Annotated in this window: 17 protein-coding genes; 2 read left to right on the forward strand and 15 right to left on the reverse strand. The window is 54.8% G+C overall.

Features of this window, described 5'->3' with window-relative positions; translation table 11 throughout:
- The first annotated feature begins 208 nt into the window (after window positions 1–208).
- Window positions 209–583 carry a hypothetical protein gene (locus tag AC1DVE_RS02960; protein ID WP_223533367.1) on the forward strand — a complete coding sequence of 125 codons (375 nt, stop codon included), beginning with the start codon at window positions 209–211 and terminating at the stop codon, window positions 581–583.
- A 116-nt stretch (window positions 584–699) separates the two neighbouring features.
- A complete protein-coding gene (locus tag AC1DVE_RS02965; RefSeq protein WP_477783718.1) occupies window positions 700–1197 on the forward strand; it encodes a hypothetical protein in 498 nt (165 codons plus the stop codon).
- A 124-nt stretch (window positions 1198–1321) separates the two neighbouring features.
- Here the strand turns inward: AC1DVE_RS02965 and AC1DVE_RS02970 are convergent, their stop codons facing one another.
- The 15 genes from AC1DVE_RS02970 to AC1DVE_RS03040 all read right to left on the reverse strand — a co-directional run bounded on the left by AC1DVE_RS02970 (window position 1322) and on the right by AC1DVE_RS03040 (window position 15471).
- On the reverse strand, window positions 1322–1783 hold the full coding sequence (locus tag AC1DVE_RS02970; RefSeq protein ID WP_223543411.1) for a phosphohexomutase domain-containing protein: 462 nt from the start codon (window positions 1781–1783) through the stop codon (window positions 1322–1324).
- A 70-nt stretch (window positions 1784–1853) separates the two neighbouring features.
- The gene (gene galU, locus AC1DVE_RS02975; protein WP_223462655.1) at window positions 1854–2687 is read right to left on the reverse strand and encodes a UTP--glucose-1-phosphate uridylyltransferase GalU; all 834 of its coding nucleotides are present in this window, start codon (window positions 2685–2687) and stop codon (window positions 1854–1856) included.
- A 122-nt stretch (window positions 2688–2809) separates the two neighbouring features.
- Window positions 2810–3199 carry a VanZ family protein gene (locus AC1DVE_RS02980; protein WP_223534956.1) on the reverse strand — a complete coding sequence of 130 codons (390 nt, stop codon included), beginning with the start codon at window positions 3197–3199 and terminating at the stop codon, window positions 2810–2812.
- Entirely contained in the window at window positions 3196–5274 is a 2079-nt protein-coding gene (locus AC1DVE_RS02985) for a YjbH domain-containing protein (RefSeq protein ID WP_477783719.1), read from the reverse strand. Before AC1DVE_RS02985 ends, AC1DVE_RS02980 begins: the two co-directional genes overlap by 4 nt.
- Entirely contained in the window at window positions 5271–6038 is a 768-nt protein-coding gene (locus AC1DVE_RS02990) for a capsule biosynthesis GfcC family protein (protein WP_411741676.1), read from the reverse strand. The genes AC1DVE_RS02985 and AC1DVE_RS02990 overlap by 4 nt, the downstream gene beginning before the upstream one ends.
- A complete protein-coding gene (locus AC1DVE_RS02995; protein ID WP_317848694.1) occupies window positions 6035–6694 on the reverse strand; it encodes a YjbF family lipoprotein in 660 nt (219 codons plus the stop codon). Before AC1DVE_RS02995 ends, AC1DVE_RS02990 begins: the two co-directional genes overlap by 4 nt.
- A 13-nt stretch (window positions 6695–6707) precedes the next feature.
- Window positions 6708–7820: a polysaccharide biosynthesis/export family protein gene (locus AC1DVE_RS03000; RefSeq protein WP_477783720.1), complete on the reverse strand. Its 1113-nt coding sequence runs from the start codon at window positions 7818–7820 to the stop codon at window positions 6708–6710.
- 87 nt (window positions 7821–7907) lie between these two features.
- Entirely contained in the window at window positions 7908–8201 is a 294-nt protein-coding gene (locus AC1DVE_RS03005; RefSeq protein ID WP_477783721.1) for a hypothetical protein, read from the reverse strand.
- 476 nt (window positions 8202–8677) lie between these two features.
- Complete coding sequence (locus tag AC1DVE_RS03010; RefSeq protein WP_317848693.1) at window positions 8678–10087, reverse strand: mannose-1-phosphate guanylyltransferase/mannose-6-phosphate isomerase; 1410 nt, start codon at window positions 10085–10087, stop codon at window positions 8678–8680.
- A 28-nt stretch (window positions 10088–10115) separates the two neighbouring features.
- Complete coding sequence (locus AC1DVE_RS03015) at window positions 10116–10586, reverse strand: GDP-mannose mannosyl hydrolase (RefSeq protein ID WP_223534934.1); 471 nt, start codon at window positions 10584–10586, stop codon at window positions 10116–10118.
- Window positions 10587–10589: 3 nt separating this feature from the next.
- Window positions 10590–11798: a WcaI family glycosyltransferase gene (locus AC1DVE_RS03020; protein ID WP_477783722.1), complete on the reverse strand. Its 1209-nt coding sequence runs from the start codon at window positions 11796–11798 to the stop codon at window positions 10590–10592.
- Entirely contained in the window at window positions 11798–12775 is a 978-nt protein-coding gene (gene fcl, locus AC1DVE_RS03025; protein ID WP_477783723.1) for a GDP-L-fucose synthase, read from the reverse strand. Before fcl ends, AC1DVE_RS03020 begins: the two co-directional genes overlap by 1 nt.
- 2 nt (window positions 12776–12777) lie before the next feature.
- Window positions 12778–13899: a GDP-mannose 4,6-dehydratase gene (gene gmd, locus AC1DVE_RS03030; protein WP_223534928.1), complete on the reverse strand. Its 1122-nt coding sequence runs from the start codon at window positions 13897–13899 to the stop codon at window positions 12778–12780.
- A 61-nt stretch (window positions 13900–13960) separates the two neighbouring features.
- Window positions 13961–14917: a glycosyltransferase family 2 protein gene (locus AC1DVE_RS03035; protein WP_477783724.1), complete on the reverse strand. Its 957-nt coding sequence runs from the start codon at window positions 14915–14917 to the stop codon at window positions 13961–13963.
- Window positions 14917–15471 (reverse strand): LbetaH domain-containing protein, encoded by a 555-nt coding sequence (locus AC1DVE_RS03040; protein ID WP_223534921.1) that lies wholly within the window; start codon window positions 15469–15471, stop codon window positions 14917–14919. Before AC1DVE_RS03040 ends, AC1DVE_RS03035 begins: the two co-directional genes overlap by 1 nt.
- Window positions 15472–15473: the final 2 nt, after the last annotated feature.

Below are 15473 nucleotides of genomic sequence, written 5' to 3' on the forward strand. Positions count from 1 at the left end.
GAAGTCTATATAGTTCGGTTGCGGGCTCAATAATTGTTATAAAAGGTCAATTAATACCCCGACAAAGTTATCTCCCTGTTAACAAGTGTAATGTTATTTGGAAGAGGTTTTGATCGTTAGAATACGTCCAGTACATATATGGAATAAAGTGTAATGTGATAGTGAGAATGTGTGTTTGTAGAAATAACTTCACAACGTGAAGAGGTATATGTTTTTGGATGCGTTTGATGATCTGATGCTTGGCTACGCACTAAAAAAGTTGACCGGCGTGTTTGAAGAAATCGTGGAGGTTTCGAAAAACACCGCTTCGGACAAGGCAACGGGCGTGCTGGGTATCAGGCCATCCAAAACCGCAAAAAAAATTCCCGTCTGGCTGGGACGTCTGAGGGGCAACACCCCTTATCAAGTGACCCATGTGCTGATCGATCAGATGCACGCCTCTCGAAAACTCAACCTCGACCTGCGCTTCGCCGCACAAGCTGCTTTGCTGGATGCGCTGGTAGAGGACGGACTGGCAATGCACATCGCCAGTTATTCGGTGGCTGTCGTAGAGAATCGTCTGAAGTGCTTTGTTGATCGATGAACGTTGTACCTACTGAACACACGCCCAGTATTCATTACACTGGGAAACTGCATGAGACGTGAGAAAGTAGATTGGTGTCAAAACTGTACATCGCACAATACGCCGGAATCACCGTCATGCTTCCTGCGGCCATGGTCGTCGCTGGTTGGTTATGGTGCATGGCATCCAGAAAACTCGCCCTCCTATGGCTAGGCGTACTGTTCGCAGCCTATTGCGTCGTCGGTCTCAGTAAAGTGCTGTTCAAGGGCTGGGGAATCGGCCTGGAAAGCCTGGATATCGCGGTCATCAGCGGCCACGCGATGAATGCCTGCCTGGTGTCGACCGTTGTCCTGAGTTTGCTGTTGCGCCAACTGGATCATCGGCTTCGATGGCTGGCACTGGGTGCGGGGCTACTGTCGACCTGGTGGTTCAGCGTCGAGTATGTCGGGCAGACGATTCATCCTCTGCCGGAAGCGATTGCCGGGGCGGTTGTGGGCTCAGCCGCGGCGTGCTTATTTCTTTTCAGGCTGGAGAGAAAGGAAATCCGCAAAATTCCCCGCGCGGCCCTGGCGCAGGGGCTGGCGGTAATTCTACTGAGTACGAGCATTCCCAAGTATACCGCTGAGGGGTATTGAGCTCGCTAGCAGTGACCCTGTCAGGGGCGGAAAAGGCTTTTATGCAGCCTCATTGGCGCACTTCTAACGGGCCGTCACGGTTATAGAGATTGGCTTGATTTTGAGTCCTGACAAGAGGGCGGGGCTAGGACTCAATACTGCTTTTCTCATCAATCCGGGCCAGCAGCTCTGCTGTTTTCAACTGCATCAGTGCAACATCACCACGACTCTCAACGTTCAACACGATTTCGGGCTCGGTCTGCGAGAGGTGGATCTTGAAGCGCCATTCGGCGAACGTCAGGCTTAGGCCATCGCTCTCGTCTACATCCAGCGCTTTACTGGCATACAACGACCGAAGATGCGCCAGTACGGCAATCGGATTACCGACTGCACATCGAATGTCCCCGGAGGAGGGGAAAAGCCCGATGCGTTCCACCAGCAACCTGGGTTGAGTGGCAGACGAGGGGGGTGCGCTTTCGTATGTCCGCAACCAGGCCATCAACCCACTGTTGCCCTCGGTGAACTTCTGCCCCAAAACCATATTGCCCGGTGCAAAAGGGTCCAGCGATTTATAGACAGAGTCGATCGGTGATCTGGAAGCGTTCATGGTTGGTCTGCCTTGCAAAAGGTTTATGGCCGCTCAAAAAACGCGGCGCCCAAGAGCTAAGAATTACCGTTTACAGGCCTTTCTTATACAAGTTTTCATAACAGAAATTGGTCGCGTCGATATAACCTTCCGCGCCGCCGCAGTCAAAGCGGTGACCTTCGAACTTGTATGCCAATACACAGCCGCTTTGTGCCTGCTTCATCAACGCATCAGTGATCTGGATTTCACCGCCCTTGCCAGGCTCGGTATCAGCAATCAAGTCAAAGATATCGGCCGTCAGAATGTAACGACCAATAATGGCCAGATTGGACGGAGCATCTTCCGGTTTAGGCTTTTCAACCATGTTGGTGACCCGGTAAACACCTTCGCGAATCTGCTCGCCAGCGATGATGCCGTACTTGTGTGTCTGGTCGTTGGGTACTTCCTGGATGGCCACGATCGAGCAACGGAACTGCTTATAGAGCGCGATCATCTGCGACAGCACACCATCGCCTTCCAGGTTCAAACACAGGTCGTCAGCCAACACCACTGCAAAGGGTTCGTCACCGATCAACGGCTGGCCAGAGAGAATGGCGTGTCCAAGCCCCTTCATTTCTACCTGGCGGGTGTAAGAGAACGTGCATGTCTCCATCAGCTCCCGAGTGCCCAACAGGAACTTCTCTTTTTCGGTACCGCGAATCTGATGTTCCAGCTCGTAGCTGATATCGAAGTGGTCTTCCAGGGCCCGCTTGCCTCGACCGGTAACGATCGCCATATGCTGAAGACCTGCATCCCGCGCTTCCTCTACGCCGTACTGGATCAGAGGTTTATTCACAACCGGCAGCATTTCCTTGGGCATGGCCTTTGTGGCAGGCAGAAAGCGCGTGCCATAGCCGGCAGCAGGGAACAGACATTTACGGATCATAGAAGCGTCCTTTATTCCAATGTATAAGAGAAACCGTCATTTACTGCGGACAGCACTAAGATGCCCCCGCCAATAGGCAGAGCCCCCCAACTCTCGCTATGCGCACGAACGAAGCCATGGTCTTAAGTGCCTGGGAACCCGGCGGACTGTTTGACGGGCTGCACCCAACGCCACGCAATCAAGCCGATCAACACACCGACGGCATTGGCCAAGGCGTCGTAAGGTGATGCCGTGCGCAGCGGCATCAGTGCTTGTGCATATTCGATCAGGATCCCCGTCAGCAGACAGCCCAAGGCGATCCAGTGCGCCTTGACCCGCAGGAAGGCCAGCCGGCAACTAAAAGACAACGCGAAAAAACCAACCAGGTGATGCAGCTTGTCTTCCTGGGCAAAGGCTTCGGGAATCGGTTGCGCTCGCAAAGCGGCTGTCAGCAAAACCAGACTAACGCTGATGAAAAACAGCGTGCGTATCCATTGGGAAAGTTGTGTGACACCCAGGAATAACGAACTCATTCGGTGATTTTCTCAAAGTTCTTATAGAACGCATCTTTGTCGCGGCCATTGGTCATTGTGTACAGCGAATATTGGCGGTTAAGACGCGCGCCACCATCGCGGGTCAGCGGAGCCCAGACCAGGTTGGCGCGACGCATCGTGGAAACGCTCATCAACTCGTCGAAGGGGACCGAGATATAGATACCTTTGTCGAAGCTACCCTCGCCGAACTCTTCTGTGGAGGCCGTGGTGCGGGTGACCCAGCCACCGAACTTCACGCCGTTAGTGAACTCATGCGACAGATCGAACGTGGCACCCCAATCGCGCGCCAGGTAACGTCCGACACTGACCGCCGCCTRCAATTCGAAAGGCAGTTCGGTATAGGTGGTGATGTGACCGGTCGCGGTCTTGTAATCGCGCAGACCAAAACCCTGGTCAAAGTCACGCTGGCGTACATAGTTCAAATCAGCACCCAAGGCCCAGCGCTCGCCCATGGGGCGGTACAGCAATTCACCGCCGACCCCGGCGAACATTGACTCCAGATAACCGCCATACACCATGCCAAACAAGTCTTGATCCAGTTGCTTGGCATGATTGAGCTGAAATGTCGGCATTGTTACGTCAGAGGTGATGACGTACTTGCGCAAATCGGTCCGCACTCGGGGCAGATTGCTCGGCGCGTCGTACGTGAACTTGTCAAAGTTGTTCAGCAGATTGGTGCTGATGACCCCGCTCGTCCACGTATTGCGGGTAAAGCGGTATTCTGCGTCCACATCAGCAGTCAGTTGGTACAGCAAGCCGTCGGGGCCGCCAATGTTTTGCTTGTAACCCAAGCCGATACCATAGGTGAAACGCTCGAGGGCCTGGGAGTACAGCGTGTTTTCAATGTGTGGCGTGGCCCGGTTCAATTCGGTGGTGCGGTGCAGGTCTGTAAGGTCTTGTTGGTTGTTCACCACGGCCCGGAAGGTGTCGCGCGGCACACTGACTTCATCCACAGGCATGTCGTAACGCTTGTTCACCATCGTGAACCAGTCGATGTCGTCATTCGCGCTGTTGTCCAGAATCCGGCTGGCCCGGCCCACGCCTTTGGCTGAGTAGAAATAGCGCGACTGCTCGCCATACACAATCAGCTCGGAATCGCGCTGAGCAATACGCTCGACCTTATAACCTGCGTTGTTTTCCAGCCGTTTGGAAACCCCCGCCCAGTCGACCTGATCGAGCGGCGTGGCTGGCTCGTGTGCCGGCAGCGCTTCGACAGCGGGGTCGTAGCGCTTGGCTGGCGCCTTGCGGCTGGCGAAATTGGTATGAAAGGTGATGCCGAACAACGCGGTGTTGCCGCGCTCCCAACCTGCGGTCAAATCGACAGAGTCAGTTAGCTTGAAGACCGCCCCGATGTTTATGGGCGAGTCCTGCTCCTGGTTATTGTTTTGCGGCTCGTGCTTGTAGTCGTTACCGTCGAACTCGAGTTTCAAGCTCAAGGGCGCCCAGGGCGTCTGATAGGCCACACCGCCAAACAACGCGGGCGAGCCTCGAAAATACGAGCCGGTATTGACGTCGCCCGCGGTCGTGCCTCCCGGGCGTGTATCAAAGCGCTCATCGAGGTACCCCAGCGGGTTCTCGAAATCCCCGCGGTTACCGATGTAGCCCCAAGCAACGCCCAGGCTGAGATCCAGATCGTAGTAACGTTTGTTCGCCACAAAGTATTCGCTGGAAAACAGGCCGGTGCCCCCGACATCCCGAAAACCGAGCGCGACCTCGGGCAACCAGTGGCTTTCTTGCCAGAGGCGGGCTTTGACATCGACAGCTTTGTCTTTATAGCTCTGGCCGCCACTGAATGATTCGGGCCCGTATTTACGGTTGCTGATAGAGGTATAACGAAAACTGCCTTCCAGCCAATCAAGGGGCTGTATTGAAATGCTATAGCGCGAATATGGGTCTGTCCGGTTGGCGTTCAGGCTGAATTCGCCGGCGGGTGCCATCCGTGCGGTGGGGGTTTGCAACAAACCCACGCCACCGAAATCATTCTGGGTAAAACGCGGCTCAGCATGAGCCAAGCTGTAGGGCAACAACACTACGGCGGCGAAACGTAACTTCAAGGGGCCACCTCGGGCAGCGGTTGGGTGGCGAGAAACTGGGCAAGCTGCTCGTTCAAGTCGGGTGTGGGCAGGTCCGGATCATCGTTGCGCACGGGCACCAGAATTGTGCTGCCTGCGGCGGCAAACACCCCGTCTTCGCGGTTCCAGGCGGCGTTGCCGACTCGCTTGACCTGGCCATCGGGCTGAATCAACCACAGGTAATCGGCATCTGCGTCGGTCACCGGCAGACAGCTGTTGAGGTATTCCTGGACTGGCTGCAGGGCGCGATAAGGCAGCGTGCAGGGCTGTTCAACTGCGCCCAGGACAGTGACCGTAGTCGGGCGTAGAGGGTAAATCAGCCGGTCGCCGTCACTGAGCGAGTAATTGCGGGCGAACGCAACCTCCAGCGCCACGGGGTCGAGCACCGCGACTTTCCGGCCGGTAACGGGTAGTCGGCTGACCTCTTCAAACAGGCGCGCAGCCAGGGCCGCAAGGCTGCTTTTTTCTTCAAGCAAGGCCCCACGTTGCAGCAATTTCAGATCGAACAGCACACCGGCTTTAAGGCGGACTTGCTGCTCCAACAGTGGCTGGTGCAGCCAGGCGGCGGCCAGCCAGTAACTTTCGGCGTTCGGGCGTCCCTGGCTGACGGCATCGAGCAAGCGTGCACCTGGCACGAACGCGAAGGATCCGGCGTTTTTTACATCACCCGTGACCGTGACAGCGGCCTGAGTCATCGCAGAACTTGCCAGCAACAGGCAAGCCGACAGCGTTTTCGAATATCTCACCGAGCCGTCTCCCGGTCAGGGCGCAATTGCACAATCTTCAAGAAAAGTTCCGGCGTAAGGTGTTGTTCGCTCTGCAGGATCAAGCCATCGTCAGGCCTGACCCAAAAACGGTTGGTGGCCTTGAATCCCAGCTCGGGTATGTCGACGCGTTCGTCTATGCGCAGCAGCGCATAGTCCTTGTCCAGGATGGTGACGGTTTCGATGGCCTTGCGACTGAAACGACTGTTAACAACCATTCCGACCCGCGGCCCCTGATAGACATCTATCCAGCGGGTACTGCTGTAACCATCGGGCAATCGCTGCAAGCCAAGCTTGAACGGCGACTCGCCGTCGAAGCGCGTGCCATCGAGATTGATGCCCAGGCCGACGCTGCGCACGACCAGACCGTCGCGCATCAACAACACCTGTTTGCCGGAGGCGACCCAGAACTCCAGGTCGCCCTGCTGGCGTAGCTTGGCCAATACACCTTCGCTGGCGTCGGTGGTGACCTTGATCTGCGCATAGGGCACGGCCTCCACTTGCGCCGCAGTCACTTCCAGCGGCTGGGTGCCCAGTGTGGCGGCTTTAAAGGTATCCAGGGACGCCTGCATCAAGGGATTACAGCCACACAGCAGTAATCCCACCGCCAGGCATGAGCTGTTACGCAAAGTTTTCAAAGCGGCTCAAACCTTATCGACTGCTGGCTTCACTGAGATTGTTTGTGGCCGCTGCTCCGGTACCCAGGATAACGGCCGAAGGTAGCAACTGGCTGATCAAGCGGTTCCAGCGGGTCACGCCTGCAGGGCCGACGTAGACAATGTCCTGGGGTTGCAGATCGAAGCGGCTGGCGATAGCAAACGCGGTAGGCGATTCGGCGTCCAGTTGAAAGACTTTTGCCGGCTCGGTTTCAAGGTTCTCGGCACCTCGAATGACATACAGCGCATTGCCATTGGATGTGGCCTGGTTCAGTCCACCGACCGTTCCGATCGCATCCGCCAGATTCATCCGATTGATTTTGAACGTGAGCGCCCGAGGCTGGCTGACCTCACCCATGACGTAGATCTTTTTCCGGTCGTTGTAGGGCAGGTACAACTGATCGCCGTCTTTCAAATAGACGTTATGCAACTGCGAGCCTTTGCTGTTAAGCGAGTCCAGGTCGAGCGGATACTCACGTCCGTCCCGGGTCAGTGTCAGGCCGGCAAGGTCGGCATTCAATGGATCGACAGTAGCAGTACCCATGGCTTCGACGACACTGAGCGGCGAAGTGGTAATGGGTTGTTGACCGGCTTTCAAAATGGCACCGGAAATAACGACTTTTTGACTGGCAAACCGCAAAACACTCAAGTCAACCTGGGGGCTGTCGACGTATTGTGTCAGGCGCTCGGCAATAAAACCGCGCAGCTCCTCGATGGTTTTACCGGCGGCCTGAATATTGCCGATATAGGGGTAAAACATGGTGCCGTCCGGGCGTACCAGGCGACCGTTCGCATCAATTTGCTGTTGCGGACCCGATGGCGCAGTCAACTCAGGATGGTCCCACACGGTGATGTACAACACATCATTGGCGCCAATCCGGTAAGCCCCCGGCTTGTACGCCAACAACTCGGCGGGCACCGAGGCTTGCACTTTTGTCGCCGCGTTCTGGGCAATCAGTTTGGGCGTTATCGGAATCAACTCGATCCGACTGCTTTCCGGTGAGCCATCACGGCCGATCTGGCTGGTATCCAGGTGTTGACCGGGTGAGAACATACAGCCTTGCAGGGCAACACCTGCAAGCACAGCGAGCGACAAACTACGAATCATGATTGAGGACACTTGTGGAGGGAACACATCAAAACCAACCCCCTGGATTACTCCGGGGGGTTGAGGGCGATCGATCTGGCAGTGGGCTTAGCGGGTGGTGCCGGTGGTCCCGGTAGTGCCAGTAGTGCCAGTAGTGCCGCCGTCATTGTTGCTTCCGCCACCACTGGATGACAGCGCAGCGGCTCCGGCTATAACCGCAGCGCCGATGCCGAGAGCAGTCCCTGTGGTCAGACTGCCCACGAGAGGGGTGTTCAGATTCAATGGAGCGTTTTCTGCGGGTTTTGCAGGTGTGCCTGGAGCAGAAGACGCTGCGGGAGGCTCAGCGGCTAATACGGAGGCACTTAAAGAAAGCATTAGCGCGGAAACAAATAATTTGCTCATGGGAAATTCCTTTTGATAGATCGTCTGTATCGGCGGTAAAACTCGAGCGCGTAAGTGCGAGGTTACGAACGTTGAGCATTCGGCATGAAGCACCGTGATGAAGCAGGGCGCACCGAGCGTGACACTCCAGTGATCACTTTATCGGCATTCATCTTTGCAATATCACTTTTAGAATACCTGCGCAGGGCACCTGAAGTTGCCGACGTTTTCTAACATCTCCACTGACCTGCTGTGGTTATTGGTTATGTAGTGCAGATCTCATGATTCGCTTGATCTTTCACCCAGGGAGTGATCAATAGAATTATTGGCTATAACCTTGCGGATTGCCTGCCTGCCAGCGCCAAAATTGAAGCTTAGGTCACGTCTTTTTTTGCAATATGTATTGCAGCGAGAACTGTTTGAATAGAGCTGGACCAGCGCCATTCGAATGTTCACAGCGTTTCTACCTCATGGAAGTCACCCATGCAGTAATGGCTTCACGCCCTGCCATATTTGTCTTCAAAGCGCACGATATCATCCTCACCGAGGTAAGAGCCGGATTGCACCTCAATCAGTTCCAGGGGGATGACGCCTGGATTTTCCAAGGCGTGGACCTGGCCAATGGGGATGTAGGTGGACTGGTTTTCCGAGACCAGATAGGTCTTGTCGCCATTGGTCACTTTGGCAGTACCGCTGACAACGATCCAGTGCTCGGCACGATGGTGATGCATCTGTACCGACAGTTTGGCGCCCGGTTTTACGGTGATACGTTTGACCTGATAGCGATGGCCGTTGTCCACGGAGTCATAGACGCCCCATGGACGATAGACCTCGCGATGGTTGATATGTTCAGTGCGCGAGCCGCTTTTCAATTGCTCAACGATCTTCTTCACATCCTGTACATGGTCCTTGTGAGCGACCAGTACCGCATCCTTGGTTTCTACAATCACCAAGTCATCCAGGCCGACAGTGGCAACCAGACGGCTGTCCGCATGCACATAGGTGTTGCGTGACTGCTGGTTGAGCACATCACCCTTGAACACATTGCCTTGTTGGTCCTTGTCACTGACATCCCAGAGCGCAGTCCAGGAGCCGATATCGCTCCAGCCTGCATCCAGTGGCACCATCACCGCATCGGCGGTTTTTTCCATCACGGCGTAGTCCACCGAGTCATCCGGGCAGGCGGCAAAGGCGGCTTCGTCGACACGGGTAAAGTGCATATCCTGCGAGCCACCGGCCAGCGCGGCACGGCAAGCGGCCAGAATATCCGGGCGATAACTTTCCAGTTCTTCCAGGTAGCGACTGGCGCGGAACATAAACATGCCGCTGTTCCAGAAGTAACTGCCGCTGGCCAGATACTCTTGTGCTGTTACCAGATCGGGTTTTTCAACAAAACGGTTTACCCTGAAACCGCCAATACCCACGTCGGCGCCTTGCTCGATATAGCCGTAGCCTGTTTCCGCATGGGTCGGAACAATACCGAACGTCACCAGCTTGCCATCTTGCGCCAAGGGCAAGGCAGTCTGGATACAGGCCTGGAAAGCGCCCACGTCCTTGATCAGGTGATCAGCCGCGAGTACCAGCAGGATCGGATCCTGGGCTTCGCTGCAGGCCTGCAAGGCTGCCAGAGCAATGGCGGGTGCCGTATTGCGGCCGACCGGCTCCAGCAAAATGCCAGCTTTCTCTAGCCCCAACAGGCGCAATTGCTCGGCAGCGAGAAAGCGGTGCTGTTCATTGCAGATCAGCCGCGGCAATTCGGCGCCCAGCCCTTCAAGGCGCTGAATAGTGGCCTGCAGCATCGAAAAATCAGCATCGGCCAGCGGCAGAAACTGTTTGGGATTGAGCTGTCGTGACAACGGCCACAAACGGGAGCCCGACCCCCCGGCCATGATGATCGGAAAGAGCATGTTCATATTCCTTTGTATGCTTTAAAAGTTATCGCAGTGCATCGAGATAAGCACGTGTGTTGGCATGTACTTGCTCACAGGTCTGCATCTCGGCCTGAGACCACCAGTGATAGGCATCATGCTGAGCGTAAGGGGGGTGCAATATATCGTCTACACCCAGAACCAGCTGGTAAGCGAGTACTACGTAGTGGGTGTCCGGACCTTGCCCGGGCGCCGCAAACACGCTGTCAGCGTAAAAGTGTTCATACACCCCCAACAAGCGGGCGTCGCTCCGCTGACTGGCCGCGCCCAACTCTTCCAGGGTCAGCCTGTTGAAGGCCGCATCCAGGGTTTCATTTTTAAGGATGCGTCCGCCGGGTACAAACCAGTTGCCCTGGGCTGGCCGATTAAGCCGTTGCCCCAACAGGCATTCGCCTTTGCTGTTTAGAACCACCAGATCGATGGAGATCAAGGGTGTTGAATCGACAACGCTGCGAAACAGTTCGTTGCTGAGCCACATGATTTAAATCTCGGTCAGGAAACGGTTCAATATCTGGTCTTTATCCAGAAACTCGCAGGCATAGCCAGTAGCAATCACATTGGGTGTCGGCATGGCTAAAACGGTCTCGATACCCTTGATCAAGGCTTCGACCGATTCAGGCTCCACCAGGGTGGCGATACCCGGGTACTCCGAGCACAGCAACCCCAGGCTGGTGTCAGGATCAGCGGTAATCAAGGCATTGCCACCTACCGCCAGGATATTGGTGAGCTTGGACGGTAATACGGCATCCGCTGCCCCGCGTTTCTGGATCACCAGATGACAGTCGGCCGAAGCCAGCAAGGCAGGCAGATGGTCATAGGGCTGAAGGGGCGCAAACACAATATTGTGCAGGTTGTACTGCTGGCTTAGCTCCAGTAATCGGGCTTTACCTGCACCTTCCCCCACCACCAAAAACACCAGGTCGGCTCGCGCTGACAGGCGTTGTGCCGCTTCGATCACGCATTCAAGGCCTTGCTTTTCACCAATGTTGCCGGAGTAAAGCAGTACGCGCTTGTCAGGATCGACGCCAAGCCTGCGTAGCAGTGCTGCATCACGTGGCACATTGCGGAAACGGGCGGTTTCGGACCAGTTGGGAAAGAACCTCAACCGCTCTTTGGCAACGCCTTTTTCTGCCGCCCGCTGCAACATGCCACTGGAGATGGTCGACACGCGATCAAATGCCCGTAGCGCCGCCCGCTCAACAGCAAACGCCCAGCGCTTGAGGCGCTCGCCCTTGGCAATGGATAGCCCGAACAGGGCATCCACTTCGTAATCCTGAATATGCAGCACCGAAGTGGCGCCCGTCAGCTTGGCCAGCGCCAGTGCCTGGGGGGCGCAAAACAGCGTTGGCACGACCAGGATCACCAATTCAGGCTTCCAGCGTAACTGGGCCAGCATGGCTAAGGTCGACGACAGCGAAAAACTGGCCAAATGCAGCAAGCGTTTAATAGCTGTCGGCTTGGCCGGAACATACAGCGGGCAACGAATGACGGTGACACCAGCCTCCTGGCGTTTGTTAAAACGCCAGGAGCTGAAGCCCTGCCAGACCTTCCAGTCCGGGTAGTAAGGCGGGGCTGTAACGACCCGCACCTCATGCCCCTGGGCGGCCAGCCAGGCAGCCATTTCACCGCTGTACTTGCCGATACCGGTCAGCTCGGGGCTGTAGTTGATGCCGTAGAGCAGGATCTTCATCAGTGTGTCCGCGCCTGTTGCACGTTAGTGACATACCAGTCATAGGCATCTTTGAGCCCGTCTTCCAGACTGATGCTGGCCTGCCAGCCCAGTGACTTGAGGCGTGACACATCCATCAGCTTGCGTGGAGCGCCATCCGGTTTACTGGTATCGAAGGTCAGCTTGCCTGTAAAACCGGTCACCTCGGCAATGGTTTTAGCCAGTTGACCAATAGTGCAGTCAACCCCGGTGCCAACGTTGATATGCGACAACATCGGCTGGGTATTGGCCTGATAAGTGGCATCGTCCAGTTCCATCACATGGATGCTGGCCGCGGCCATATCGTCCACATGCAAGAACTCGCGCATCGGCGTACCGGTACCCCAGATCACCAGTTCTTCGTCGCCGCGCTGTACCGCTTCGTGGAAGCGACGCAGCAGGGCAGGGATCACATGGCTGTTCTGCGGGTGATAGTTATCATGCGGGCCATACAGGTTGGTCGGCATTACGCTGCGGTAATCACGGCCATGCTGACGGTTATAGCTTTCACACAGCTTGATCCCGGCGATCTTGGCAATCGCATAGGGCTCATTGGTGGGCTCCAGCGTACCGGTGAGCAAGGCCTTTTCGCGCATCGGCTGCTCGGCATGCTTGGGGTAAATGCATGACGAACCGAGGAATAACAGCTTGTGTACATCGTTCAGGTGCGCTGCCTGAATGATATTGGCCTGGATCATCAGGTTTTCGTAAATAAAGTCAGCCGGGTAGGTGTTATTCGCCTGAATACCGCCCACCTTTGCCGCCGCCAGATACACCTGATCGATCTTGTGCTCCTGGAAAAAGGCCTGCACGGCCTGTTGATCCAGCAGATTCAGGGTGTCGCGCCCGGCAGTCACAATACGGGTATAACCCAGTGCCTGCAGGCGGCGGACGATGGCCGAGCCGACCATCCCGCGATGGCCGGCGACAAAGATATTCTGGTTCAACTCACGGGCCATACTCAGTTCTCCGTAGCCACCGGCAAGTCATGGCCGTGCTCTTTGAGCAGGGCATGGCGCTGCGCGACCTTGAGGTCTTCGCGAACCATTTCTGCGCACATTTCCTGCACGGTGATTTCCGGGGTCCAGCCCAGCTTTTGCTTGGCCTTGGTCGGGTCGCCCAGCAAGGTTTCAACTTCGGCAGGGCGGAAGTAGCGCGGGTCTACTTTGACAATAATGTCGCCAACCTTGAGCGCCGGAGCCTTGTCGCCCTCGATGCTGGCAATAATCGCGTGCTCATCCACACCTTCGCCGACGAATTCCAGGTTGATGCCCAGTTCTGCGGCGGACCAGCGTACGAAGTCACGTACCGAATACTGCACGCCGGTGGCAATCACAAAGTCTTCCGGCTCGTCCTGTTGCAGCATCATCCACTGCATGCGCACGTAGTCTTTGGCATGGCCCCAGTCACGCAGTGCATCCATATTGCCGAGGAACAGGCACTGCTCCAGGCCTTGACCGATATTGGCCAGGGCGCGAGTGATCTTGCGGGTTACGAAGGTCTCGCCACGGCGCGGCGACTCGTGGTTAAACAGGATGCCGTTGCAAGCGTACATACCGTAGGCTTCGCGGTAGTTAACGGTAATCCAGTAAGCGTACATTTTGGCTACGGCATAGGGCGAACGCGGGTGAAAAGGTGTTGTTTCCTTTTGCGGCGTTTCCTGCACCAGGCCGTACAGTTCGGAAGTCGAGGCCTGGTAGAAGCGGGTTTTCTTTTCCAGACCCAGCAAGCGGATTGCTTCCAGAATACGCAATGTACCCATGGCATCCACATCTGCGGTGTATTCCGGCGACTCGAAACTGACGGCTACATGGGATTGCGCACCAAGGTTGTAAACCTCGTCCGGCTGTACTTCCTGGATGATGCGGGTCAGGTTGGAAGAGTCAGTCAAATCGCCATAGTGCAGAACGAAGTTACGGTTATTGACATGCGGGTCTTGATAGATATGGTCTACGCGCTGGGTGTTGAATGAGGAAGCGCGGCGTTTGATACCGTGAACTTCATAACCCTTTTCCAGCAGAAGCTCTGCAAGGTAGGAGCCGTCCTGGCCTGTGATACCGGTGATTAGAGCGCGCTTTTTCATAGTGATATATCCTGTGTGTTCAATAATTTGGAAATGGTGCGGAAAGAGTTCATTACAATGCTTAAATCGGTTGCTCTGGAATTAACGAATGACCAGTTAATCGAGAGAGTTCTTCAGTAATTGCTTGTTTGTTTGTTAAGTGAGAGATGGCGCGTTCCAGCTCCATCACTTTTGCACCTACTAGGAATCGATACCAATACCCCTGGAGGAAGTGGTATATAAGACCTGAACGGCCATCAAGAAATCCTAGTTGGAAAATATATCGCCATACAAAGTACATCAAGGCACTGATGGTAAAAGGTATGTGATTGTATATGTGTTCTTTAATAAAAAATTTTGCCGCTGTTTGTAATGATGTGCTCTCTGTTGTCACTGAATGATCGCGAGGGTAAAAGTTCAAACGTTGATTCAGGATTTCAATAGCTTCACGCGTGGCATATTTATTGTGTTTGTCAGTAAAAAAAGTCAAATCATTGAGGTTGTGATCTGCAAAGCCACCCTCGAAGGTCACGGTCCGTCCGCCCCAGATAACAATATGCTCATCCATCCAGCGATTCTCAATACGACCGTGCCCTTTACGCCAAATACGCAACATGACCAAGGGGTAGCGGCCACCATGCTTGACCCAGCGATCCATAAATATATGTTTGCGCTTGAGATTAATGCCGACAACATCCGGGGCGAGTGCTGGAAGCTTTTGTACTATCTCGGCTGCCAGATCAGATTCGATTATCTCGTCTGCATCCAGACGTAGTATCCATTCACCTGAAATCGGTGCGTTATCCAGCGCCCACTGGAATTGTTTAGCCTGATTGATGAATTTATTTTGCAGTACAATTGCACCATGGGCGCGAGCAATCTCGGTCGTGCGATCAGTAGAAAACGAGTCGATAACAAAAATTTCTTTTGTAATTCCGCTAATTGACGCTAAAGCACGTTCAAGATGCAGTTCTTCATTGAATGTCAGAATGATTGCAGATAGGTCCGGGTATTGTCGATGTTCAGATTCCGCTTTCATTACTTATTCCTTGTGCGCTGGCCAATTTGCTTGGCTGGGTGACCCGCACAAACGGTCCACGGTTCTAGAATACTTTTGGTTACTAGAGAGCGGGCTCCTACAACTACGCCATCCGGGATGTTGACGCCCAGTGAGACGAACGCTTCAGCGCAAATCCAGACATGCGCACCTAAAGTGATAGGTTTTGCATAAAGTTGGAAATTTGGACTGTTGTAGTCGTGGGACCCTCCACACAGGTGTGCACCTTGAGAAATCACGCTGTAACTGCCAATACGAATTATATCCATATTATAAATGGTTACACCATCAGCGACACCAACATGGTCTGCAACTACTAGATTCCAAGGGGCCCATATTTTAGCGCCAGGATAAATATGTACACCTTTCCCAATCTTCGCGCCGAAGATTCGAAGCAGGGCCGCGCGCCATGCATGTAGTGGGCGAGGGCTAGGTTTAAAAAGTAGTAGGCAAACCATGTTCCAGATTTGACGCTTTACGCGATGCATTAGAGAAAATGATGCTGACGTATAAGGATCGTTACCTTTTATAATCATGC

It is taken from the genome of Pseudomonas sp. P4_B4 (assembly GCF_056402255.1).

Bases quoted from the DNA above. Each gene is read 5' to 3' on its own strand.
- AC1DVE_RS02960 (WP_223533367.1), top strand. From the start codon at position 209: ATGTTTTTGGATGCGTTTGATGATCTGATGCTTGGCTACGCACTAAAA.
- AC1DVE_RS02965 (WP_477783718.1), top strand. From the start codon at position 700: ATGCTTCCTGCGGCCATGGTCGTCGCTGGTTGGTTATGGTGCATGGCA.
- AC1DVE_RS02970 (WP_223543411.1), bottom strand. From the start codon at position 1,783: ATGAACGCTTCCAGATCACCGATCGACTCTGTCTATAAATCGCTGGAC.
- galU (WP_223462655.1), bottom strand. From the start codon at position 2,687: ATGATCCGTAAATGTCTGTTCCCTGCTGCCGGCTATGGCACGCGCTTT.
- AC1DVE_RS02980 (WP_223534956.1), bottom strand. From the start codon at position 3,199: ATGAGTTCGTTATTCCTGGGTGTCACACAACTTTCCCAATGGATACGC.
- AC1DVE_RS03000 (WP_477783720.1), bottom strand. From the start codon at position 7,820: ATGATTCGTAGTTTGTCGCTCGCTGTGCTTGCAGGTGTTGCCCTGCAA.
- AC1DVE_RS03005 (WP_477783721.1), bottom strand. From the start codon at position 8,201: ATGAGCAAATTATTTGTTTCCGCGCTAATGCTTTCTTTAAGTGCCTCC.
- AC1DVE_RS03010 (WP_317848693.1), bottom strand. From the start codon at position 10,087: ATGCTCTTTCCGATCATCATGGCCGGGGGGTCGGGCTCCCGTTTGTGG.
- AC1DVE_RS03015 (WP_223534934.1), bottom strand. From the start codon at position 10,586: ATGTGGCTCAGCAACGAACTGTTTCGCAGCGTTGTCGATTCAACACCC.
- AC1DVE_RS03020 (WP_477783722.1), bottom strand. From the start codon at position 11,798: ATGAAGATCCTGCTCTACGGCATCAACTACAGCCCCGAGCTGACCGGT.
- fcl (WP_477783723.1), bottom strand. From the start codon at position 12,775: ATGGCCCGTGAGTTGAACCAGAATATCTTTGTCGCCGGCCATCGCGGG.
- gmd (WP_223534928.1), bottom strand. From the start codon at position 13,899: ATGAAAAAGCGCGCTCTAATCACCGGTATCACAGGCCAGGACGGCTCC.
- AC1DVE_RS03035 (WP_477783724.1), bottom strand. From the start codon at position 14,917: ATGAAAGCGGAATCTGAACATCGACAATACCCGGACCTATCTGCAATC.
- AC1DVE_RS03040 (WP_223534921.1), bottom strand. From the start codon at position 15,471: ATGATTATAAAAGGTAACGATCCTTATACGTCAGCATCATTTTCTCTA.